Annotated in this window: 18 protein-coding genes; 6 read left to right on the forward strand and 12 right to left on the reverse strand. The window is 72.0% G+C overall.

Features of this window, described 5'->3' with window-relative positions:
* Window positions 1–52: 52 nt before the first annotated feature.
* The 3 genes from ACFYRY_RS29120 to ACFYRY_RS29130 form a co-directional block, all read right to left on the reverse strand.
* Window positions 53–2068: an ATP-binding protein gene (locus tag ACFYRY_RS29120; protein WP_389151909.1), complete on the reverse strand. Its 2016-nt coding sequence runs from the start codon at window positions 2066–2068 to the stop codon at window positions 53–55.
* Window positions 2065–2742, reverse strand: a complete 678-nt coding sequence (locus tag ACFYRY_RS29125) for a DUF4255 domain-containing protein (RefSeq protein WP_389151912.1) — start codon at window positions 2740–2742, stop codon at window positions 2065–2067. The genes ACFYRY_RS29120 and ACFYRY_RS29125 overlap by 4 nt, the downstream gene beginning before the upstream one ends.
* A 150-nt stretch (window positions 2743–2892) precedes the next feature.
* Complete coding sequence (locus ACFYRY_RS29130) at window positions 2893–3570, reverse strand: response regulator transcription factor (protein WP_389151915.1); 678 nt, start codon at window positions 3568–3570, stop codon at window positions 2893–2895.
* A 381-nt stretch (window positions 3571–3951) separates the two neighbouring features.
* Between ACFYRY_RS29130 and ACFYRY_RS29135 the strand changes: the two genes are divergently transcribed.
* From ACFYRY_RS29135 to ACFYRY_RS29145, 3 genes are all read left to right on the forward strand, one after another.
* Window positions 3952–7077, forward strand: coding sequence for an AAA family ATPase (locus tag ACFYRY_RS29135; protein ID WP_389151918.1), 3126 nt, complete (start codon window positions 3952–3954; stop codon window positions 7075–7077).
* 301 nt (window positions 7078–7378) lie between these two features.
* On the forward strand, window positions 7379–8515 hold the full coding sequence (locus tag ACFYRY_RS29140; RefSeq protein WP_389151920.1) for a sugar ABC transporter substrate-binding protein: 1137 nt from the start codon (window positions 7379–7381) through the stop codon (window positions 8513–8515).
* Between the two features lie 115 nt (window positions 8516–8630).
* Window positions 8631–9242: a phosphoribosylanthranilate isomerase gene (locus ACFYRY_RS29145; protein ID WP_389151923.1), complete on the forward strand. Its 612-nt coding sequence runs from the start codon at window positions 8631–8633 to the stop codon at window positions 9240–9242.
* A 44-nt stretch (window positions 9243–9286) separates the two neighbouring features.
* Here the strand turns inward: ACFYRY_RS29145 and ACFYRY_RS29150 are convergent, their stop codons facing one another.
* The gene (locus ACFYRY_RS29150) at window positions 9287–9628 is read right to left on the reverse strand and encodes a MerR family transcriptional regulator (RefSeq protein ID WP_389151926.1); all 342 of its coding nucleotides are present in this window, start codon (window positions 9626–9628) and stop codon (window positions 9287–9289) included.
* A gap of 207 nt (window positions 9629–9835) precedes the next feature.
* Between ACFYRY_RS29150 and ACFYRY_RS29155 the strand changes: the two genes are divergently transcribed.
* Window positions 9836–10210 (forward strand): hypothetical protein, encoded by a 375-nt coding sequence (locus ACFYRY_RS29155; protein ID WP_389151929.1) that lies wholly within the window; start codon window positions 9836–9838, stop codon window positions 10208–10210.
* Between the two features lie 108 nt (window positions 10211–10318).
* Here the strand turns inward: ACFYRY_RS29155 and ACFYRY_RS29160 are convergent, their stop codons facing one another.
* The 6 genes from ACFYRY_RS29160 to ACFYRY_RS29185 form a co-directional block, all read right to left on the reverse strand.
* Complete coding sequence (locus ACFYRY_RS29160; RefSeq protein ID WP_389151931.1) at window positions 10319–10654, reverse strand: SCO5918 family protein; 336 nt, start codon at window positions 10652–10654, stop codon at window positions 10319–10321.
* 63 nt (window positions 10655–10717) lie between these two features.
* A complete protein-coding gene (locus tag ACFYRY_RS29165; RefSeq protein WP_389151934.1) occupies window positions 10718–12364 on the reverse strand; it encodes a DEAD/DEAH box helicase in 1647 nt (548 codons plus the stop codon).
* A gap of 258 nt (window positions 12365–12622) precedes the next feature.
* Window positions 12623–12826: a cold-shock protein gene (locus tag ACFYRY_RS29170; protein ID WP_356773866.1), complete on the reverse strand. Its 204-nt coding sequence runs from the start codon at window positions 12824–12826 to the stop codon at window positions 12623–12625.
* A 346-nt stretch (window positions 12827–13172) separates the two neighbouring features.
* Entirely contained in the window at window positions 13173–13346 is a 174-nt protein-coding gene (locus ACFYRY_RS29175; protein WP_389153017.1) for a hypothetical protein, read from the reverse strand.
* A gap of 17 nt (window positions 13347–13363) precedes the next feature.
* Complete coding sequence (locus ACFYRY_RS29180) at window positions 13364–13720, reverse strand: PRC-barrel domain-containing protein (RefSeq protein ID WP_389151937.1); 357 nt, start codon at window positions 13718–13720, stop codon at window positions 13364–13366.
* 202 nt (window positions 13721–13922) lie between these two features.
* Entirely contained in the window at window positions 13923–16919 is a 2997-nt protein-coding gene (locus ACFYRY_RS29185; protein ID WP_389151940.1) for a hypothetical protein, read from the reverse strand.
* Window positions 16920–17175: 256 nt separating this feature from the next.
* Between ACFYRY_RS29185 and ACFYRY_RS29190 the strand changes: the two genes are divergently transcribed.
* Both ACFYRY_RS29190 and ACFYRY_RS29195 read left to right on the forward strand, forming a co-directional pair.
* Complete coding sequence (locus tag ACFYRY_RS29190) at window positions 17176–18264, forward strand: MerR family transcriptional regulator (protein ID WP_389151942.1); 1089 nt, start codon at window positions 17176–17178, stop codon at window positions 18262–18264.
* A 382-nt stretch (window positions 18265–18646) separates the two neighbouring features.
* Window positions 18647–19900: an RNA-guided endonuclease InsQ/TnpB family protein gene (locus ACFYRY_RS29195; RefSeq protein WP_389151945.1), complete on the forward strand. Its 1254-nt coding sequence runs from the start codon at window positions 18647–18649 to the stop codon at window positions 19898–19900.
* A 34-nt stretch (window positions 19901–19934) separates the two neighbouring features.
* Here the strand turns inward: ACFYRY_RS29195 and ACFYRY_RS29200 are convergent, their stop codons facing one another.
* Window positions 19935–20504 carry a hypothetical protein gene (locus ACFYRY_RS29200; protein WP_389151948.1) on the reverse strand — a complete coding sequence of 190 codons (570 nt, stop codon included), beginning with the start codon at window positions 20502–20504 and terminating at the stop codon, window positions 19935–19937.
* Window positions 20505–20683: 179 nt separating this feature from the next.
* Window positions 20684–22228 carry an alpha/beta hydrolase gene (locus ACFYRY_RS29205; protein WP_389152957.1) on the reverse strand — a complete coding sequence of 515 codons (1545 nt, stop codon included), beginning with the start codon at window positions 22226–22228 and terminating at the stop codon, window positions 20684–20686.
* Window positions 22229–22703 lie beyond the last annotated feature (475 nt).

Consider the following 22703-nt stretch of genomic DNA (forward strand, 5'->3'; position numbering starts at 1 on the left):
GGAGCACCGATGGGTACCCGGCCGCCCCGCGCCCCCGAGTCGGGTACCGCGGCTACCAGTTGGCCTCTCCGGGCACCAGCCGGCCCGCCTTGCGGTACTCGCGGCGGGCCCCCTCCAGCAGGTCGTCCGCGCCGACCGGTTCGTCCCGGCCGGCGGCGAGATAGGCGGCGGTGACGACCGCGCTGCGGATCGAGCCGCCGGCCAGTTCGAAGTCCTTGGCCAGCGGCGCCGGGTCGATGCCGGCGATGCACGGGACGTGGGAGAGGCCGTGCCGCCACAGGGCCAGGCGCTGCTCGGGGTCCGGGAACGGGAAGTCGACCACCAGGTCCAGACGGCGGGTGAACGCCTCGTCGATGTTGGCGCGCAGGTTGGTGGTGAGCAGCGCGATGCCGTCGAAGGACTCCAGGCGCTGCAGCAGGTAGGCGCTCTCCATGTTGGCGTACTTGTCGTGCGCGTCCTTCACCTCCGACCGCTTGCCGAAGACGGCGTCGGCCTCGTCGAAGAGGAGCACGGCGTCGGTGCGGTCGGCCTCGGTGAAGATGCGCTCCAGGTTCTTCTCGGTCTCGCCGACGTACTTGTCGACGACGGAGGACAGCTGCACCACGTAGAGGTCGAGCCCGAGTTCGGCGGCGACGACCTCGGCGGACAGGGTCTTGCCGGTGCCGGACTCGCCCGCGAACAACCCGAGCACGCCCCGGCCCCGGCCGCCGCCCGCGCTCAGCCGCCAGTCGCCGAGGACACGGTCGCGGTGGCGGGCGCGCAGGGCCAGTTCACGCAGCTGGGTCAGGGGCCGGTCGGGCAGCACCAGGTCCTCCCAGCCGACCTCGGGCCGGATCCGCCGGGCGTGCCGCTCAAGACCGGACGCCGACTGCTGGCGGGCGGCCAGCCGGACGTGGGCCGCGGTGAGCGGGCTGCCCTCGAAGGCGGCGAGGGCGCGGGCGGACCGCGCGGCCCGGGCCACCCGGTCGCCGCCGAGGCGGTACGGGGCGACGGTGGCGGCCAGGTCGAACCCCGGCTCCTCCGGCCCGAGCGCCGCCGACCAGGCTGCCGTACCGCCGGCCCCGCGCCGGGGAGCCTCCAGCACCAGCGGGTCGCGCACGCTCCACTGCGGGTCGTAGGGGTGCGGGTCGGTCAGCAGCACGGTGACGTCGGTCGCCGCCGTCAACGCCCGCAGCAGCGGGCCCGGTTTGTCCGGCAGGCCCGACAGTACGACGGCGCCGCCGCCGAGCCGGGCCTCGCGCAGCAGGTCGGGGACGCGGTCCTCGGGGCCCGAGAAGTGCAGGGCGTCCAGACCGGCGGCACGCAGGGCGCCGCCGATCGCGGCGAGTCCGTCGCCCTCGCGGTGTTCACGGAGGTAGGCGGTGAGCGGACCGGAGCGTAGGCGGGCGGCCAGCCGGTGCACGAGGTCGTCGTCGGCGGGCGGGGGTTCGGCCATCGGGCTCAGATGGGCGTGCAGCGCGGGGTCCGGGGTGTCGTCGCCGAGCAGATGGGCGATCAGCCGGTCGGGGACGCCCAACGACCGGGACAGGAAGGGGCGTTCGGGCTCCTCCACGTCCAGCAGACCGAGCGCCCGCAGGGGCGCCGACGGGTGGAAGCGGGCACGGGCCGACGCCAGGTGCACGGGTGTCGCGCACAGGTCGAGGGCGAGTGCGGTGGTGGCTCGGCGGCGGCTGACGTCGTCGTTGAGGTAGCCGTAGAGCGGTTCGAAGGTGCGGTCCAGGTCCGGGGCCAGGGCGACCAGCAGGATGGCGGTGTCCAGCTCGGTCAGATCCGTCCGGGCGGCCAGCGCGGCCAGACGGTCACCGGGGCCGAGCGCGAACGCCGCGTCCCCGGAGGAGCCGTCGGGGGTGGCCGGGGTGGTGTGCAGCAGATGCCGTACGGCCTCCTCGGAGAGGTACAGGCCGCGCAGCGGATCACCGGCGGTGGGGTCGTCGACGGACCGCCGCTCCACCAGCGCACCGACCCGCTCCCGCAGCCCGGCGAGGCGTACCAGCAGCGGGTGGGCGGGGTCGATGGCACCGTCGGCTCCCCCAGTCCCGCCCGGGATGTCGGCGTACGGAGCGGTCATCGCGGGTCGGTCCGACGCGCGGCGGCCTCGGCGCGGGCGGCTTTGGCCGCGGCCACCTGGTGGGGGCGGTGGGCGCGTTCGGCGGACTCGGGCGGGTCCCCGTCCAGGCCCCGCACCCGTACCGCCGCGCCCTCGGTGACCGGCGGTCCGGCGTCGTACTCGGGGTACGCCGGGAACGGCGCGGTCACCACCAGGTCCAGGGAGGGCTTGAGTTCGCCGCCCAGGGCGGACCAGATCTCGGCGAGCGACCGGGACTCGGTCTGGCTGCCCGCCACCGTCACCGGCACCGCGAGGCCCAACGCGCCCAGGGACCCGGGGAGTTCGTCGGCGGCCAGCAGCTCGCGCGGCAGCATCGTGGCCAGCACCGCCGACAGCAGCCGGTGTTCGTCCTGCGGTGTCTTGGTCCAGGCGGTCACCAGATACGACAGCCGGAACCAGCGCGGCGGTTGGCGTCGCCGTACCACCACGTCCCGTTCGTCGCGCACGGCCATCTGACCGCGCTGGCGCCGGGCCACGTCCTCCCGGATGTCGTACAGGTAGGCGTTGACGACGGGCGCGTTGCGCCGGGCCGCCCAGTCCCGGGTCGGGGCCTCGAAGGACACCTCGATGCCGGAACCCGTGAGCGCACCGCCGCCGAGCAGGCTCTTGAGGACCTCGTCCACCTCGTGGATCACTGTCTCGCTCCTGCCCTGCGGTGCTGTCGGACGCGCTCCGTGCCGTCCGTCACCGATCGTCCCCCGTGCGCTGTGCCGGCCGCAGGCACGCCGGGGTCGGCGGCCGGGCACCCGTACTGCCCGCGGGGGCGACGGAATCTGCCCGTCCGGTCAGAGGTAGCCCTCGCGCAGGGCATAGGCCACGGCGTGCGCCCGGTTACGCAGATGCAGTCGGGTGGTGAGCCCGTGCATGACGTTCTTGACGGTGCGTTCGGAGTAGGACAGCTTGCTGGCGATCTCTCCGGTGTCGAGACCCTCGGCGACCAGTCGCAGGACGTCCACCTCGCGGGACGTGAGGCCCAGGGACGGCGTGCCGGGTCTGCCCGCCGCGCCCCGGTGCAGGGTCCCCACCTGGCTGATCAGCCTGCCGAGCAGGTCGGAGGGCAGGTCGCCGTCCCCGCGGGCGGCGGCGAGGACCGCCTGGACCAGCCGGTACGGGGTGGCCTCGCGGCGCCAGACGATGGCTCCGACGCCGCACTCGATGACGTCCAGCAGTTCGTTCTCGCGGATCGTGCCCACGACGAGCACGGCACGGGCGCCCTCGCTGCGCACGGTCCGGCGCAGCCGGGTGAGCGCCGCCTCGTCGAGGGTGTCCTCGATCAGCAGCGCCACGGTGTCGGGGCCGGTCTCCTCGCGGAGTTCGATCTCCGGGTGCCGGCGCAGCTGACTGACGGCGCCCTCACGGGACAGCGGGTCGGAGGCCGTCACCGCCACGGGTGTGCGGCGCCCGGGTCCGGCGGCGCCGGTGGCCGTGGCGCCGCTGTGTGTGGTCCGGGGTGAGCTGAGCAACCGTTTCCCCCAAGTTCGCGGGCCCGCCGTCCGGTATGGACCGGTGACGGGTGGGTGTGCTCCACACTTCTGGGGCCCCTGTGGCGTGCGCAATCGTGGAGCACCACGAGGCGGACCACGAGACCAGCGGCGCGATCGCCGCCAGGGGCGCTCTGTGCGGGCAACGTTGCAGGTCAGTTGGGGTGAGGGGCGCGATGGTCGGTTCGGAGCGGTCGCTCCGGGCGGCGCCGTGAGCCTCGCCACAGCACGGGGAGGGAACCCGCCCACCGACCCACTGGTACGCCTGCGACGGGCCCCGTCCGTGGCGCAGATCACAGCACCGGGCACGGTGCACCCGCGTCCTGCTCACCGAGGGCGACGCATCCATCAGGGGAGGCCGGGATGACCGGACCGCTGCACGAACGCGAGGCCGCGCAGGCGCTGTTGGCAGCCGAGGCGGAGCGTGCCCGCGCCGGGAACGGCCGCCTCGTCCTGCTGCGCGGTGCCACCGGCACCGGCCGCACGGCCGTCCTGGAGGCCGCCTCGGCGGCCGCTGCCGCACGCGGGATGCGCGTGCTGCGGGGGCGCTGCTCCCCCGAGGACTCCGACGTGCCCTTCGCCGCGGTGCTCCATCTGCTGGGCTCGGTACCGCGGTTCGCGGAGGTGACGGCGGGCGGCGACGAACGCGACAGCGCGGCCCGGCTGTGGCGGCTGCTGCGTTCGTACGCGGACGAGGCCCCGCTGCTGGTCGCCGTCGACGACGTTCATCTCGCCGACGACGCCTCCCGACGCTGGCTCGTCGACGCGGCCCGCCGCGTCGACCGATTACCGGTGCTGCTCGTCGCCACCGAGCGCAGCCAGTACGACGTCGACCCGCCGGCGGCCGGACTCGCCCACGCGCTGTCCCCCTCCCTCGTCCGCTCGCACACCCTCGCCCCGCTCACCCCCACCGCGGTGGCGGAACTCGTCCGCGCCACCTTCCCCTCGGCCTCGGCGCGATGGGCGGCGGACTGCTGGTCCGCGACCGCGGGCAGCCCGCTGCTGCTGCGGGCCCTGCTCGACGACCTGGGCGCCCTGCCGCCCACGGCCCTCCCACCGACCCTGCCGGACACCGGCGCCGCCCTTTACCCGGGCGCGTACCCGGCAGCCGTCCAGTGGTGGCTGGACAGCGCGGGCCCGGCGACATCCGAGGTCGCCCGAGCCCTCGCCGCCCTCGAACCGACGTGGCCTCCGGACGGGGGCGACGAGGCGACGGGCGCTTCGGCGCGCGGGGATGTGGGGTGTCGTCCGGCCTACGCCGCTGACGGGACGGCGAGGGACGTGTCCGGTGTCCCCGCGCGCCCGTTACGTGGAGCGGCGGGCAACGCACCCGGAGCCGAGGCTCCCCCGGTCGGCCCGGCGTCGGGATCGACAGGGACCGCGCCCGAACCGTCGTTACCTGCGCGCGAACCGTCGGCGCCCGCGCCCGACTCCGTGGATCTCCTCGCCGAGGCCGTGGGAGCCGACCCCGTTCGGGTCGCCGGGTGGCTCACCGCGATGCTGCGGTTCGGGGTGCTGCGGGCCGATGCGGGCGGGCGCCCGCGTTACCCGCATCCGTTGCTGCGGGACGCGGTGCTGGCCGGGTGGCCGGTCGGGCGGCGACAGGAGGTGTACCTGGCGGCGGCGGAGGCGATGGTACGGCGCGGTGACCCGGCCGAGGCGGTGGCCAGGCCGTTACTGCGGACCAGAGGGTGTCCGCGAAGCCCGGCCTGCCCCGCAGCGCCCGCCCTCCGTGCGGGCCCGCCGGACGCCGCACGGCCCGCCCTTCACACGGCCCCACCCGACCCCGCACCCCCCGCCCTCCCGGCGCACAACCCGACTCCGCAAACACCCCCCGGGGCCGTCCGCCCCCCATGGGTGTCGCGTGTGCTGCGGGACGCGGCGCGGGCGGCCCTGCTGGAGTCGCGGCCCCGAGACGCCGTCGACTATCTGCGCCGGGCCCTGGAGGAGCCGCTGGACGACGACCTCAGGCAGCGGCTGCTGACCGAGCTGGGGTCCCTGGAGTACGCCGCCACCGACGCCCCCGGCATCCCCCGCCTGGCCGAGGCGCTCCAGTTGCCGGCCCGCCCCGACGACCGGGTGCGCACGGCGATCGCCCTCGGCACCGCGCTGGCCCGCCGGGGCGAGGTGCGGGCGGCCGTGGACGTGCTGCGGACCCTGGAGGACCGGCTGACCGGCCACCCCGACCTGGCGCACACCGTGCGGACGGCGTCCGCGCTGCTGTCCGACCACGACCACACCATCCGTCAGGAGGCCTACCGCTGGCTGGGCGACATCGTCGAACGGTCCCCGGAGGCGGCCGGTCCCGCGGGCCAGGCCCTGCTCGTGCGGTACGCGGCCACCGCCGGTGCCGTGTCGGCCGAGGAGGCGATGGCCCGGCTGGGAACGCTGCTGGCGCAGCCCGCCGAAGCACTGGCCGAGCCCTTCCTGCTGGGCACGGCCGCCGCCGTCGCCCAGTGGGCCGACGAACTCGACCACGCCGAACGCCTGGTGGAGCGCGGCCTGGCGGTGCGGCACACCCCGCTGCTGCACCCGATGGAGCGGGCCCTCCTTGACGTACGCACCGACATCGCAGCCGCCCGCGGGGACTACGGCCGGGTCCTCGCCGAGCACGGCGAGCGGACCGTGCCGAAGCACCGTACGAGCCCGGCCAACGCCGACGCGCACGCCGTCATCGCGCTCGTGGAAACCGGGCGCACCGACGCCGCACGGCGGCTCGCGGACCGCTTCGATCCCGGTCGGGCGCCGGACTCCTGGGAGATGAACCGCTTCCTGTACGCGCGCGGCGTGCTGCGTCTCGCCGAGGGTGACGTCACGGGCGCCCTGCACGACTTCCTGGAGTGCGGTCGGCGCCAGGAGGCCCGGGCCGTGGTCAGTCCCGTGGTCACGCCGTGGCGGACGGCCGCCGCGGAGTGCCGGCTCGCGATGGGCCGGCCCGGGGAGGCGCTGGAGCTCGCCGAGGAGGAACTGCGGCTGGCGAGGGTGTGGGACACCCCGCGCACGCTGGGCCGTGCGCTGCGGGTGCTGGGGCTGGCGACCGGCGGCCGACGCGGCCTGGAGCCGGCCGAGGAGGCCGTCGCCGTGCTGCGCCCCGCACCCGGCGGGCACGAACTGGTCGAGGCGTTGCTCGCGCAGGGACGGTTGTTGACCGCCGTCGGGGATCGGGTGCGGGGCCGGGACTGTCTGCGTGAGGCGGCCGAGCGTGCCGAACGGCTCGGCGCGCCACGGCTGCGGACCCGCGTCGAGGAGGCCCTGCGAGCGGGCGGTGCCCGCCGCTCCGCCGCCGCGTTCACCGGCTCCAGGTCGCTCACCGGCAGCGAGAGCCGTATCGCGGAACTCGCCGCCGACGGCCGTACCAACACCGAGATAGCGGACGTCCTGCACATCGCCCGGCGCACCGTGGAAACCCATCTGACCAGCACGTACCGCAAGCTCGGCATCCGGAGCAGGGCGGAGTTGCGGACCGCGCTGCACGCGGCGCGGGGATAGCGGGGCCAGGACCGCGGACAGCGGCCCGGGGACCGGCCGGCCCGTCAACTCCGGGGCCCCGGCGACGCGGTGGGCGACGCGGACAGGTCTGACGCTTTCCCGGCGACCGGATGATCCACCGCAGTACGCTCACCGGAGTTCGGACACCGGCCCCCCACACGCAGGCCTCGTTGTGCAACTCGTCAGTAGTTGCTGTTGCGATCTCGTTAACCGCAGCCCTTGACGGTGTGCACCGCAACCGCGTTGGCTTTCAGCCACCCTGGTCGACAGGCTGCTCTCTCGCCTCCGGAAGGCACCCGTTGTGAACGCTTCCCCCCCACGTAGTCCCGCGGTCCGTCGGATCGTCACCGCCGTCACCGCCGCCACCTCGGCCTTCGCTCTCGCCTCGTGCGGTGTGGTCGACGGTGTCGGCGGGAGCAGCAGCTCCGCGGTCCCGAAGAAGGGCAACGACATCACGGTGGGGCTCCTCCTGCCCGACAAGGAGACGGCACGCTTCGAGAAGTTCGACTACCCCCTCATCAAGAAGCGGGTCGCCGAGCTGACCAACAACAAGGGCAAGGTTCTCTACGCCAACGCCGAGGCGAGCCAGTCCAAGCAGAGCGGGCAGATGGCCACGATGGTCGCCGACAAGGTGGACGTGATCCTGGTCGACGCCGTGGACGCGAAGGCCATCGCGCCGGCCATCCAGAAGGCCAAGGACGCGCAGATACCGGTCATCGCGTACGACAGGCTCGCGCAGGGCCCGATCGACGCGTACGTCTCGCACGACAACGAGCTCGTCGGTGAGGTGCAGGGCCGCGCGATCGTCGGTGCCCTCGGTGACAAGGCCGCGACCAGCAAGATCGTCATGATGAACGGGTCGGTCGCCGACCCCAACACGGCCCGCTTCAAGAAGGGCGCGCTCAGCGAGCTCGAGGGCCACGTGATCATAGCCAAGCAGTACGACACCAGGGAGTGGCTGCCCGAGGTCGCCAAGGCCAACATGAAGCAGGCCATCCAGTCCATCGGACTCAGCAACATCGCCGCCGTCTACTCGGCCAACGACGGCATGGCGGGCGCCGTCATCGACGCGCTGAAGGAGGCCGGCGCGACCAAGATCCCGCCGGTGACCGGCCAGGACGCGAATCTGGACGCGGTGCAGCGGATCGTGGCCGGCGAGCAGTTCATGACCGTGTACAAGTCGTTCCTGCTGGAGGCGGACAACGCCGCGGAGATGGCGGTGTCCAAGGTCCAGGGCCGTTCCATCGAGTTCGACGCGCTGACCCCCGACTCGGTCGACAGCCCCACCCAGAAGAACATCCCGTCGCAGCTGGTGAAGGTCGTGGCGCTCACCAAGGACAACATCAAGGACACGGTGATCCAGGACGGCGTCTACACCGTCAAGGACATCTGCACCCCGAAGTACGCGTCGGACTGCGCGGCGATCGGCCTCGAGTAGCCCCCGCGAGGGCCGGTCGCCGCCGTCCCGGTGGGCCGGCCGGCCGGTTTGTCGGACGGGCCCCAGTAGCGTTGCCCCGGTCCGACGACGTACGCCGAACGCGATGGAGCAGCACGTGAGCGATTCCCTGTTCGTCAAGATCTGTGGCCTGCGGACCGAGCGGGACGTCGACACGGCGGTGGAGGCGGGCGCCGACGCCATCGGGTTCGTCTTCTCGGACAGCCCGCGCCGCGTCGACGCCGCCACGGCCGCACGGCTGTGCAAGCGGGTACCGGAGCACGTGCTGACGGTCGGTGTCTTCCGCGCCGAGCCCCTGGCCGAGGTGCGGTCGCTGGCCACCGAGGCGGGCATCCGCGCCGTCCAGCTGCACGGACCTGAGGACCGCGGCTACTACGACGACCTCGCGGCGGGCGGCTGGACCCTGATCCGTGCGACCGCGTTCGGCGACCCCGTGCCGCGCTGCGGGGAGATGGGCGAGGACATGCTCCTCCTCGACGCTCCCGTCCCGGGCTCCGGCCTCGCCTGGGACTGGTCCGGCAAGCCGTCGGCCGCCCCCGGGGAGAAGTGGCTGCTGGCCGGCGGCCTCAGCCCGGACAACGTCCGGGACGCCGTCGACACCACACGTCCGTGGGGTGTCGACGTGTCCAGCGGCGTGGAGCAGACCCGCGGGGTGAAGGATCCCGCTCTGATCACGGCGTTCGTGAAGGCGGCCCGGGCGCGGGCCTGAGCGCGATGCGCGCGGGCGTCCGCCGGCCCCGCCGGCCCGTCGGGTCAGCCGGTGCCGGTGCTGGCACCGTCGCGGGCGGCCCGCCGGTACTCGGTGTTGATGCGCTGGGCTTCCTCCAGCTGGTCCTCGAGAATGACGATGCGGCAGGCTGCCTCGATCGGGGTTCCGTTGTCGACCAGTTCACGGGCGCGCGCGGCGATCCGGAGTTGGTAGCGGGAGTAGCGGCGGTGTCCGCCCTCCGAACGAAGCGGAGTGATCAGACGGGCCTCTCCGATGGCCCGGAGGAATCCGGGTGTGGTACCGAGCATCTCGGCGGCCCGGCCCATCGTGTATGCGGGGTAGTCGTCGTCGTCCAGACGATCGCTGAGCGGAGTATCCGCTGGCATGTCACCTCGTTGAGCAACGCGTGGAAGGGGCCCTGACGCCGTACGGCACCAGGGCCCCGAGAAAACTGAACGCAGAAACCATACCCATGCAAATCAGTAATGTCTATGGTGACCAACGTAGATTTCAGCTCACCAGGGCGGAAGGAATCTTCGCCTTCTGATCGAGTACGGGGTCCAAGGGAGCGGTCCGGCATAGAATCGGCTCTCATGTCGAACCCCGACGAACTGCTCGCCGCCCTTGCCGTCATGGTGGAGCGGGAGCAGAGCAACCAGATGTCGCTGACCGTCGTCGTCGCAGGTGCCGTCATCACCGGACGACTGGCTCCCGAATCCTTGTGGAGGGAGCGAGTGTCGGAGGTCCTCAAGGACTCGGACCGTCTTGGTCCGTTCTCCGACGTCTTCACCACCGACCGGACGCAGCCCCGGCCCGACCCCGGCGAAGTGCCCACCCATCTGCACTTCCATCTCGCCCGGATCCTTCAGGGCACCACCGGCATCCCCGAGACGGGCGGCATGTACCGGGTCGCGATCGAGGATGTCAGCGCCTGGACCGTGGGCGACTTCAGCTATTCCGACCAGTGACCTGAGCGGCGGCCGCGCCGGTGACCGGGCTGGCGGGACGTGAACGAGAACGAGGGCCCTGCCGACGCGCGTCGGCAGGGCCCTCGTGGCTGTGGTGCTGTGCGGGTGCTACCCGGCCTGGCCACCGTTCTCGTCGGCGGACGTGCCGCCGAGCATCGCCGACGCCGCCTGGAGGGGGCTGAGCGAGGGCTCGGGGGCCGGCGTGGCCGCGGGCTCCTGGTGGCAGGTGAAGCCGAGCTTGGTCATCGCCCGGACGACCTCGCCGCTGGTGAAGTCGCGGCGGTCCTGCCGGGTGATGATCTGCCCCACCTGCTTGACGGGGTAACGGCGCCGTCCGATGGTCACGGACTCACCGACGACGAGTTCGGGGTCGACACCCTTCATCGATTCCAGAACGCCGTCCTTGGTGAGGTCGAACGGGTACCGGGCGATGACGCAGCGCATGATGCCTCACAGAGGGCGGAAGAGCGGACTGGGGAGGAAGCGGGACCGGTGGGGTACCGGCACTCAGGCGGCCGAGCCGAAGCTGGACCGTGCCCGCGGCGCCGTGCCACGACGAGGGGCGTCGCCGGTCGAACCGCCTCGGCGTCCACCCTCGCCGGTCGAGCCGCCGCGGCGCCCGCTCTCGCCGGTGGCGCCGCCACGACGGCCGCCCTCGCCGGTGGAGCCGTTACGACGGCTGCCCTCGCCCGTGCCCGTGGAGCCGCTGCCCGGAGCGCGTCGGCGGCCCCGGGACGAGGAGCGGTTGCCGCGGCGCGGGCGCTCCGTCGCCTGCGCGGGCACCGAGATCACGACCGGGACGCCGGACGGGGCCTGGGCGCCCGTGATGCGGGTCAGCTCCTCCTCACCCGAACGGACCTGGGTGATCAGCGGGGTGACACCCGCGGACACCATCAGGCGGCTCATGTCGCGGCGCTGCTCCGGGGTCACCAGGGTGACGACGGTGCCGGACTCGCCGGCCCGGGCGGTGCGGCCGCCGCGGTGCAGGTAGTCCTTGGGGTCGGTGGGCGGGTCCACGTTGACGACCAGGTCGAGGTTGTCGACGTGGATGCCGCGGGCCGCGACATTGGTCGCCACCAGCACGCTCACATGCCCGTCCTTGAACTGCGCCAGGGTCCGGGTGCGCTGCGGCTGGGACTTGCCCCCGTGCAGGCCCGCGGCGCGGACACCGTTGTTCAGGAGGTGCTTGGTCAGCTTGTCCACCGCGTGCTTGGTGTCCAGGAACATGATCACCCGGCCGTCGCGCGCGGCGATCTCGGTGGTGGTCCGCTGCTTGTCCGTGCCGTGCACATGGAGCACGTGGTGCTCCATCGTGGTGACCGCGCCCTTGGACGGGTCGACGGAGTGCACCACCGGGTCGGTCAGGTAGCGGCGGACCAGCAGGTCCACGTTCCGGTCGAGGGTGGCCGAGAACAGCATCCGCTGGCCGCCCTCGCGCACCTGGTCGAGCAGCGCGGTGACCTGGGGCATGAAGCCCATGTCGGCCATCTGGTCGGCCTCGTCGAGAACCGTGATGGCGACGTCGTCCAGTCGGCAGTCGCCGCGGTCGATGAGGTCCTTCAGCCGCCCCGGCGTCGCCACGACGACCTCGGCACCGCCCCGCAGCGCCCCGGCCTGCCTGCCGATCGACATCCCGCCGACCACCGTGGCCAGCCGCAGGCTCACGGCGCGGGCGTACGGGGTGAGCGCGTCGGTGACCTGCTGGGCCAGCTCGCGGGTGGGGACCAGGACCAGGGCGAGCGGCTGTCGCGGCTCGGCCCGTCGGCCCGCCGTGCGGGCGAGCATCGCGAGGCCGAAGGCGAGGGTCTTGCCCGAACCGGTGCGGCCACGGCCGAGCACGTCACGTCCGGCGAGGGAGTTCGGCAGGGTCGCCGCCTGGATCGGGAACGGCGTGCTCACACCCTCGTGGCCGAGCGCGGTCAACAGCCGGGCCGGCATGTCGAGTTCGGCGAACGACTCGACGGCGGGCAGCGCCGGGGTGATCGTCTTCGGCGGGGCGAACTCGCCCTGGAGGGCGGCCGGCCGGCTTCCCTGGCCCCTGGAGCGGCGGGGGCCGCCGGAGCGGTTGCCGCCGCCGTAGCCGGAGTTCCCGGAGGCCGACGCCGTCCCGGTGCGCTTGCGGGCGTATCGGTCGTTCGTTCGTGCGCGGTTCATGCGGAACCTTCCTTGATATGGCACGTATCAAGGAATTCCCGCGGTGAATGAGCGGCGCAGGGAATCGCAAGAACGAGCCGGGGGCTCTGGTGTTTCACACACCGAGAGCGATGAATACGGGGGGTGCAGAATCCCCGGTATGTGTCTGGGGATTCACGGAGATACGCGGAGCATCTCCGAGGTTCTCTGAAATGCAGCGAGCTGGGGCCCGCACCCCAAGGTGCGGGCCCCAGCTGCGATCAGGCGTCAGTGGCCAAATCAGGCGACGACGATGTTCTCGGCCGTCGGGCCCTTCTGACCCTGGGCGATGTCGAAGCTCACCTTCTGGCCTTCCAGCAGCTCGCGGAAGCCAGAGGCGGAGATGTTCGAGTAGTGGGCGAAGACGTCGGCGCCGCCGCCGTCCTGCTCGATGAAGCCGAAGCCCTTTTCAGCGTTGAACCACTTCACGGTTCCGGTAGCCATGTCAATCTCCTTCGGTACGGTGTTCGGAGTTCGCGGTATGCCCAACTCCGGTCGCCGTGATGATCAGCCCGTCGGAAAAAACCTTCTGGCCACCACAACTGCAACTGGGAACGACAGTAGCATGGCGTGATCGGCTGCGTCGGGCGGGTAATTCGGATCCGGAGAGGATCAGGTCGCCGGTCCGGGAATACTCATCGCGCGTCGCGTCGAATTCTCACTTCATGGCCACAGATATTGCTCCGCCCGGACCGCAACGTCGCAGCCGGGCGCGTTCGGTCGCCGCGCCCGGCCCTGCTCCCACCAGCAAATGTGCGGGTCTGCGGGGGTCGGTGTGCCGCCGACCTCGTCAGCGGACGGGCCGCCGCCGGACCCGCCGTGTCCCTCGTACCGTGATGAAGACCACAGCGGCGATGAACACCACGATGCCGATGGCCAGCAGGTACCCCAGACCGTCCGCCGCCGCGCCGATGATGCCCAGGGCGACGGCCACGAGGACGAGCAGCAGGAAGGCCACCATCATTGCGAACACCTCCCGGGTCAGCGGCGGGCGAGCCGGCGTTCCCCGTTGACGCCCGGCTCATACGCCATTCCGTAGTACTGGAAGATCGATTTCTCCCGTCCGGCGGGCAGTACGTCGTCCGTCCCGATCGAAGGGGCCTTGCGCACCGCCGTCTTGGCGTAGGAGACCCGCACGTAGTCGGGACCGAGGACGGCCTCGTCGAGCGGGACGAAGATCAGTCGCTGGCGGGTGGGAAGCCCGGTGCGGACCGTGGCCACCGCGGGCTGGTCCGTCGCCGTGTCCACATAGACCGCTTCGAGCATGCCGATCTTGCGGCCCCTGGGATCGACCACGTCGTGGTTGCGCCACTCGCGGATGTCGGCTGAACGGATCATGCCTGGCTCCCTGTCTGCCGGCCCACTTGTCATCGTAGAACCGCGCGACCCGTCCGGCATCGGGAATTCCAGGTCAATCGGGGCGAAACGCCGTCGCGGGCGACGCGTGCTCGACATCGCGCCCTCGACACCGTGCCCTCGACCGGCTCGGCCCCGGACAGGGGTGCCTGTCCGGGGCCGAGCGGGGATGCGCCCCGGCGCTCTACGGCTGCGGCGCGGGGGACGGGGACGGGGCCGGAGTCGCTGACGGTGACGCCGTGACGGCGTCCGAGGGCCTGTCGGGCAACGGCTCGAAGGCCAGGGCGTCCCAGGCGATCGAGTCGTCGCCGGTGCCGTCCGCGGTGTCCGAGCTCAGCGAGACGCTCGGAGTGCCGTGGAACTCGTACGACCCCAGGGACACCCAGGTGTTCTCGCCCCCGGTGTCCTGGGAGATCGTCTTCTCCAGGACGGTGCCGTCACCGAGGTCGACCCGGTACGTGGCCTGGTCGGTGTCGGCCTCGTGGTCGGGCAGGTGCACCATGACCCGCGCCCAGCCCTCGACCGACCGGTCCGGCGTCCAGGTCCCGGTGACGACCGAGTCGGTGAGGCTCGGCACCCGGGTGTGGGTGAACCAGAAGTGACCGCCGAAGCCCGAACCGAGCTGATGGAAGTCGATCTTCGAGGGGTAGACGGTCGTACCGTCCCGCACCGCCGAGCCGAAGGTGAACGACAGCGTGCCCCGGCTGGTCCAGTTGTGCTTGCCGGCACAGGGATTGGTGTCGCCCACCCGGAACTTCACCGTGTTCGGCACGTCGTCCACGATCAGCGCGTTCGACGGCAGCGAGGACGAGCAGGACGCCGGGTGCGGCGCGGTGACCTTCGGCTCCGGATCGGTCGCCCGGTACGTCAGCACCTCCGTACCGCAGGTGGTGGCGCAGTCCGTCCAGGTCGACGGCTCGTGCCACCAGCACTTGAAGTCGTCCCGCTGGCACGGCCCCGCGGGCTGGCTCGAACCCTCCACCTGGCGCGGCTTGGAGGTGTCGCACTCGTTGACCTCGGGGGAGCAGAACGCGTCGTGCGGCGGCTGGGCCTCCGGCGCCCCGCCGGCCGGCCAACTGCCGACGGCGAAGGCCGCGGAGGCGGTACCGGTCGCCGGGTCGGTCTTCTGCTGGGAGTACGCCGCCCAGCCGAGGACCCGCTCCGGGTACGTCCACAGGTTGGGGTTGCGGGCGTCGTCGGCGCCGGACGACAGGAACATCGTGCGGTCCGGCGGGTAGAGCCCGTTGGCCGGGTTGTTGAACCAGCCCACGCCCCAGGGGGCGGTGGCGTCCGAAGCGTTCGGCTCGTTGAAGCCGCTGTTGTACGCCCACAGCGCGAACCACCAGTTCTCCAGGTACCGGGGGTCACCGCCGTTGGCGAGGATGCCCCGCTCGTACAGCTGGTTCCACTTGTCCTGGAGGATCCGCACACTCGCCGCGATGTTGGCCGCGTAGTCCACGGTGATCGCCCGCTGCTGCTCGGCGGTGTAGGTGGTGTCGGTGCGGGCCATGCCGCTGGTCACCTGGCCGATGCCGTAACCGCAGTCGGCGGCGGACCAGTCGACGGTGTGGACGCTGCCCGCGTTGCCGTAGTAGCCGCCCTGGATGAAGTTGCCGCTCTCCCCGGCGGACGCCCTGGAGGTGCTTTGCAGCAGGTTGGACTCCTGGCTGAGCACGCCGAGCAGGACCTGCGCGGGCACCCGGCCACCACCCTTGAGCGCGACCGGCGGGAACAGCCCCTGCGGGGTGTACGACGCCAGGTCGGTGCCGTTCCATCCGCTGCGGCGGCGGACGTCGAGGCGTCCCTGTACGGCGAGGTCGGCCGCCCACTCGACCATCGCGGGGGACGGCTGGAGCGACTGGAGCCCGGGGTCGTTGCGGGACACGGCGCAGGCCCGGTCGGGGTCGGTGGTGGTGTGCGCGGGGTCGTCGTCGACGCTGTCCAGCCGCATGCCGGGCGACGGGCTCTCGCCGTCGCCGCCCGGGGTGCCTGCGGACAGCGCCGGGGACTGCTCGGTGCCCTGTTCCCGCTGCGGTGCGGCGGGCTTCACACGGAAGTCGAAGGCCGCGTCGGTGCCCGTCGACAGGGCGTGGATGCCGACCGGCTGTGCGGTGTCGGTGGCGGTGCCGGGGGCGGGGAGGACGTCGACGGTCCTGCGGCCGGCCGCCTCGGTGCCGGTGCCGACGCCGGTCAGGGCGAGGGCGCCGGTGGTGGAGACCTCGGAGGAGGCCGGGACGTCGAGGGCCCGCCAGCTCTTCGGGAGGGCGGAGCCCGGGACGGCCTTGCTCGCGTGCGGCCCGGTGACGAAGACCCGGCCGCCGGTGCCGTGCACCGCCAGGGCGCCCAGCGCGCCGGAGCCGAGCAGCCGGTCGGGGCCGTCCTCGGTGACCCGGCGGACCTGCACCTTCGTACCCTCGTCAGGGACCTGGTAGGCGAGGCCGTCGTGGGCGTCCGGCACCAGCCGGAACGGCGTCCTCGCCGTACGGGCCAGGGTGCGCAGGTGTCCTCGGCCGTCCACCGAGACCACGGAGTTCCCGGTGGCCGCCGCGATGCCGTCGCCGAAGGGCACCGCGGAACTCAGCTGGCCCGGGACGGTCTGGTCACGGGTCAGTTTTCCCTTCTGCGCGTCGACGGTCAGCAGTTCCGTGCGGTCACCCTGCGGCACGGACAGCACGGCCTGTTCGCCGTCGCCGCAGCCGGGGTTGAAGTAGGCGAGGGACACCAGCCGCGGCAGTTTGGTCACCGTGCCGTCCGCGAGGTCGACCACGGCCGCGAAGCCGCCCTGCTGGAAGCCCTGTTGGTCGTTGACCGCCTGCCGGGGCGCGTAGACCACCACGGCACGGTCGCCCGAGGCCGTGACACAGCTCTGGCCGATCCACTGGTCGGTGTCGACGCCCGGTTCGGTGAGGGTGGCCGCGGTGCGCCAGGCGTAGGCCCGCGAGGCGTCGGCGACCAGGACGTGCAGGCCGGTGGCGTCCCCGTCGTAGGTGACGATCCGGTCGTCGGACTGCCGCCAGCCGGACGGCAGTTGAGAGGTGTCGGTGACCCGGTCGGCCGGGGGCGGGGCGGTGGGGGTGGGCGAGTCGGTCAGTGCCGCCGAGGCGAGTGGCGCGACGAGCGCCAGCGCCAGTACGGAGGTCGCGCCGGCCAGGAGTATGCGACCGCGTCGGTTCCTCGGCACCCGCCAACGGTGTCTTCCCTGGGGGTCGTTACGAGAGGTACGCAAGGCGTTCCGTCCAGATTCACTTGTGGGGGTCTGCTACCGGCTTCGATGGTTCCCCCGAGCCGGAGAAGCGGAAGTTATCAGTCCGAATTGGCCGTTGCGGGTACGGCAGGAGCGCTACCGAGAGGTATCCACACAATGTCCACCTGGATGAAAGGGAACTCCTCAGTCAGCCGTTGACCCTCGACCTGGTTGAGGGCGCAGAGTCCTGGGTGTGGAGAGCGAGATGCGCGGTATCGGCGGGATGGCCCGGGACAGTGGACTGAGCGTGAGCGCGCTGCGCTTCTACGACCGTGCCGGTGTGCTGATCCCGGCCTGGGTGGATCCGGTGAGCGGCTACCGCTGGTACGAAGGCGAACAGGTGGACGAGGCACGGTTGCTGGCCCGGCTGCGACGGGCGGGCATGCCGTTGGCGGACATCCGGCTGGTACTGGCCGGCTGGTCGAGCGCGGACACCGACCTGGTCCTGAAGCTGCTCGAGGCACATCTGCGCCGTCTTGAACGGGGGCTGTCCGATGCCCGCGGTGAGTTCTCCACGCTCCGAGCACTACTCGAACGCAGGGAGAGACCCATGACCATGCTCCGCACCGCCGCCGTCCGGCTGGCCGTCTCCGCGCCCGAGCTGGCCGCCGCGTTGGACGCGGTCCGCTTCGCCGCCGGTACCGACCCGGAACTGCCGATGCTCGGCGGTGTCCTGTTCGACATCGAGGGCGAGGCGCTCCAGGTCGTGGCCACCGACCGGTACCGGATGGCTGTCGCACACGTCGGCACCACCGGGCACGGCGGACCCCGGGTACAGGTCATCGTGCCGTCCCCGCTCGCCGACGCGATGCGGGCGCTGTCGAGCGACGACGCGTCCGTCCAGCTCACCGTGGACGGTGACCGCGTGGTCCTGGAGGCGGGGGACCGGCAGGCGGCCGGCCAGTGCCTCGATCACGACTTCCCTGATTACCGTCGCCTGCTTCACCTGCCGGCCGGGCACCGTGCCCTCATCGACGTCAGGGCCCTCCGGGAGGCGGTGGAGAACGGCCCCGTCCGGGCGAGCGAGGCACGGCAGGACGGTGCCTCCGGTGACCTCACCGTGCTCAAGCCGGCCGCCGGCGGCGTCACCGTCTGCGATGAGGGCGACGACGACCCCGGCCAGGTCGCCGTCAACCGTGAGTTCCTTGTGGACGCGCTGGCCGCCGGAGCCCGGGACCAGCTGATCCTGGAGTTCGGCGGCCCCGCGGCGCCCGTGGCGATTCGCCGGACCGACAGTGAGGACACCTTCTCGATCCTGATGCCTGTGCGCCTGGAGCACTGACCACTGGACGGGGGCCGGCCGATCGAGGCCCGCGGCCGTCAGTGCCTCGTGCCCCGCTGACCTGGGACGCCCGCGTGGCAGGTGCAGTCGTCGCGGCCGAGAAGCCCGCCCGGTGCAGGGCTTCACCTGTTTCTTGCGAGGAGGCCCCGGCGTTCACGCCGGGGAGGAATCGCATCCGGTGTCGCGACGCCAGTCGTCGCCGCATCGGGTTCAGGCGCGGAGCGCTGGTACCGCTGTCGTGATGCGAACGCGTGCTCCTGTGGTCGCTGGTCGGGGTGGTGACTGTGGGATTGGGGGATGTGTGTGCGGTGGTCGTACGTATGGTCCTACGCAGGGTTCGGGGCGGCATGTCGTCCTGGCCGGGACATGGTGAGGGGGCGAGATGGCGCAGGCGGGGGTCGTGGCGCAGGATGGGCATGCCCGATACACCTTCCGGCTGCGTGTGTCGTCCACCGCTCGCACCGCTCTGGTGGCGGAGTGGGACCGGTGCCGGTGGGTGTGGAACGAGTGTGTCGCCAAGTCGAGGGCCGTGCATCTGCACAACAAGGCGACCGGCGAGAACCAGACGTGCGGTCCGGCGCAGCTCGACAGGATGCTGACCGAGGCCCGCGCCCGTACGCCGTGGCTGCGTGAGGGCTCGTCGGTTGTCCAGCAGCAGGTCATCCGTGACTTCGGCCGCTCCCGTGGCAAGGCGCACAAGGACATCTGGGACCGCCTGCCCATGGCGCGCCGGGCGGGGATGCCGAAGTGGAAATCCAAGCGCGAGGCGCTGCCGACCCTCAACTACACCCGGCGCGGGTTCCGGTTGAAGGACGGCCGGCTGCACCTGGCCGGGGGCATCATCCTGACTGTGGTGTGGTCGCGTGACCTGGCGGGGGAGCCGTCCTCGGTGCGCGTGTACCAGGACAGCCTCGGGCATTGGTACGCCTCCTTCGTCGTCCCCGCCCAGGTCCAGCCGCTGCCGGAGACCGGTCGGGTCCTGGGCGTCGACTGGGGTGTGAAGGAGACCGCGACCACCACGTCCGACGCGCACGACCTGCCGCACGCCGGACACGGCCAGAAGGCGCAGAAGAAGCTGACCCGGTACGACCGGATGATGGCCCGCCGCAAACCGAAGAAGGGCCAACCCGCATCGAAGGGCTACCGCGAGGCGAAGAAACTACGGGCCAAGGCGCACAAGAAGGTGGCCAGGCAGCGTGCGGACACCGGCCGCAAGTGGGCCAAGAAAGTGGTCCGCGACCACGACGCCATCGCTGTCGAGGACTTCCGCCCGAAGTGCCTCGCCAGGACCACCATGGCCCGCAAGGCTGCTGACGCCGCCATCGGCGCCACCAAGACGGCCCTGACCGAGATGGGCCGCAAACACGGGCGGGACATCCGCCTCGTACACCCCGCGCACACCACGATGGACTGCGGGCACTGCGATGCGAGAGCCAAGCATCGCTCCCCCACTGCCTCAAGGGCGTGGGAGGACCCCCAGCCGCTGGGTGAGCGCACCTACACCTGCACCGCATGTGGAGTCGTGTCCCCACGGGACAAGAACTCCGCACGCGTGATGCTCGTCCGGGCTGGTCTCAACCCGGCTGGTACTGATGGCAGAAGACCTCCTGGAGCGCTGCTCCAGGAGGCAGCCTGAGCCAGGAATCACCTCCCTTCAGGGAAGTGAGGATTCAAGCGGTCCAGCTGTGGGCCACGTCGACCACCAGCTGGTCGGGCAGCTGGATCACCCGGAACGGCAGCCGGGCGCGGACGCCGAGGCCGATCTGGGTGTCGCCCTCGAAGCTGCCGGCGAACCGGGTGTCCCTGAAGGTGCGGTATCCGCTGATGTTCACACCGGGCAGCGGCTGAGCCACCCGGCCCGGGTAGGCGACCTGGCCGCTCTCCGGGTCGTAGCTGGGCGCGGCGACCCGGATTTCGAGGATGGCCCCGCCGCTCACCGGGATGTAGGCCCCGGACGGGTCCTGGTAGAGCTTGTCGACGTAGTGCACGGAGTAGCCGACGGTGCCGCCGCCGGGGACGTCGAAGACCATGCGGTCGTAGCAGTCGTGCTGTCCGGTCCTGATGTTCTTCAGCGGTACGGCGCCGGCGGTGAATCCGCCCTTGGCGCCGCTGCCCCAGCCCGTCGGGCAGGCGGAGGCGGATGTGGTGGCCGACGGTGAGGCGCCCGCGGTGGCGGCTCCGGCCGCCAGCAGGCCGCCCGCGAGGGCGAGCGCCGCGACTGCGGCTCCTATTCGTCGCATTTTGTCCCCCTTGGTGATACTGGGCCAGGTAAAGCTGCTATGGGGTGAGACGACCGGGTATCCCGGAAGGTTGCACGCCGTGGAGAAAGGGTTTTTCACGCGTGAGGCGCCGGGCCCGGGGAGGGCCCGGCGCCTCGGGTGCCGGGGTGGAGCGGCCGGTCGATGCCGGGTGTTACGGGTCAGCGGCGCGCGACGCCGATGCGGTCGAGGCGGTCGTCGACGCCGTGGCGGAGTTCGCCGAGCGTGGTGCCGGACGGGGCCACCGTGGGCGTGGAGGACGGCGGTTGGGCCTCGTCCGCGCAGGTCGTGCCGCGGGCCGGGACCTTCAGGTCCACCAGGTAGCTCGTGACCGCGTCCGAAGCGCAGACGCTGCGGCCGAACGCGGTGTGCCCCTCGGCCTTGAACGTGAGCAGACGGCCGTTGTCGAGCTCCCGGGACAGCGCCACCGCGTCCTGGTACGGGGTGTCCGGGTCACCGGTGTTGCCGACGACGAGGATCGGTGCCGAGCCCTTCGCGCGGTAGGAGCCGTCGTAGCGGCTGGGGTGCTCGCCCTTCCACTGGGCGCAGGCGGTGGCGTGCTGGTGGTCGTAGGTCGGCGGGCCGTACGCCATGGCCGGACCGAGCAGCGGCGCCAGCCTGGCGTTGGTGGTGACCTGTCGCTTCAGCAGGGCCGGGTCACTCGGGTAGTCCTTGTCGACGCACTCCACGACCACGTTCGGGTTCAGGAAGTCGAAGCTGGCCGGGGACGGCGGCCGCAGCAGGAAGGACGTGTTGTCGCGCTGCTGGGCCTTGCGCAGGGCCTCGCCGAACGAGGGCCAGATGACCTTGCCCTCGTTGATGTTGAACATCAGGCGGTAGACGAGGGTGTAGCCGTTGGCCTGTCCGCCGTTCGCGGTCGGCACCGGGTTGGCGTCCAGGTCGGCCTTGAGCTTCTCGAACGCCGCCCGGGGGTCGCCGTCGCCGAACCCGCAGGTGGCCTGGTCGGCCTTGCACCAGTCGAGGAAGCGGCTCATCGCGCCGTCCAGGGCGAGGTACTGGGGCCGGTCGTACTTGTACGGCTGGTAGGAGTAGTGCTCCGGGTCGTACGCGCCGTCGAGTGCCAGGGCACGCACCCGCTTCGGGAACAGGGCCGCGTACACGGTGCCGATGTAACTGCCGAACGACCGCCCGTAGTACGTCAGTTGGTCCTCACCGAGGGCCTGGCGCAGCAGGTCGATGTCGCGGGCGACGTACTCGGTGCCCACGTACGGCAGCAGGTCGCCCGCGTTGTCCTGGCAGGCCTGGTCGAACTCGGCGGCCTGCCGCACGGCCGGTTCGTAGGCGTCCGGGCCGGGCACGCCCTTGGCCGCGGTGACGGCCTGGGTGTACGTCGGGTCGTCCCAGCACTGGATCTGTGAGCTGCGGCCGACACCGCGTACGTCGTAACCGAAGACGTCGAAGGAGTCGCGCAGGGCGGCCGGCAGGCTGGCGTAGTTGCCGCGGACGAAGTCCACGCCGGAGTTGCCCGGCCCGCCGGGTTGCAGGAAGAGGGTCCCCTTGCGCTTCGACGGGTCCGTGGCCTTCCTGCGTATCACCGCCAGGGTGAGGGTGCGGCCCTTCGGGTCGCGGTAGTCGAGCGGCACCTGGGCGTTCGCGCACTCGAAGCCGCCCTGGCAGTCCGACCAGGTCAGGGTCGGCACGGGCGGTTCGGGGGACGAGGACACCGGGGATGCCTGGGCGGCCATCACCTGCACCCCCGTCCCGGCGGCGACGATCAGCGCGCTCGCCGCGGCCAGGGCGATCCGCAGGCGGGTGAACCCCTTCCGCGCCCGCGAACCGGACCCGCGCCCGAACCGGCGCGCCGGGCGTCTGCCGCCCTCGGCGGGGACATGATCTGGCGTAGTCACTGCGTGTTTCTCCTCGGGCCGGTGTGCCGCCAAGAACCCACCGGTGACGGTGCGTTCGGGGAATGTCTAGCCCAACCCGAGCGTGATCGGAGGGGAAACGGCCCCCGGTGAACATTCACGCCCAGGTTTCTACCGGATCTCTGCACTACCCGGCGGTAGTTACCGCGCTCGTCATGTCACCGGTCCGAGGAGACCTCGTTCCGACACCGGAGCCCGCCCCCTAGTACCAGCGGTTGACCCGGCGGCCGGTCCCTACTGCGTTCTGAGTAGCGCGGAGTGTCGGCAGCCGCACGACGACAGGACGGCCCCGCAC

It is taken from the genome of Streptomyces sp. NPDC005263 (assembly GCF_042872365.1).
In the GTDB taxonomy this organism is placed as follows: Bacteria; Actinomycetota; Actinomycetes; order Streptomycetales; family Streptomycetaceae; genus Streptomyces.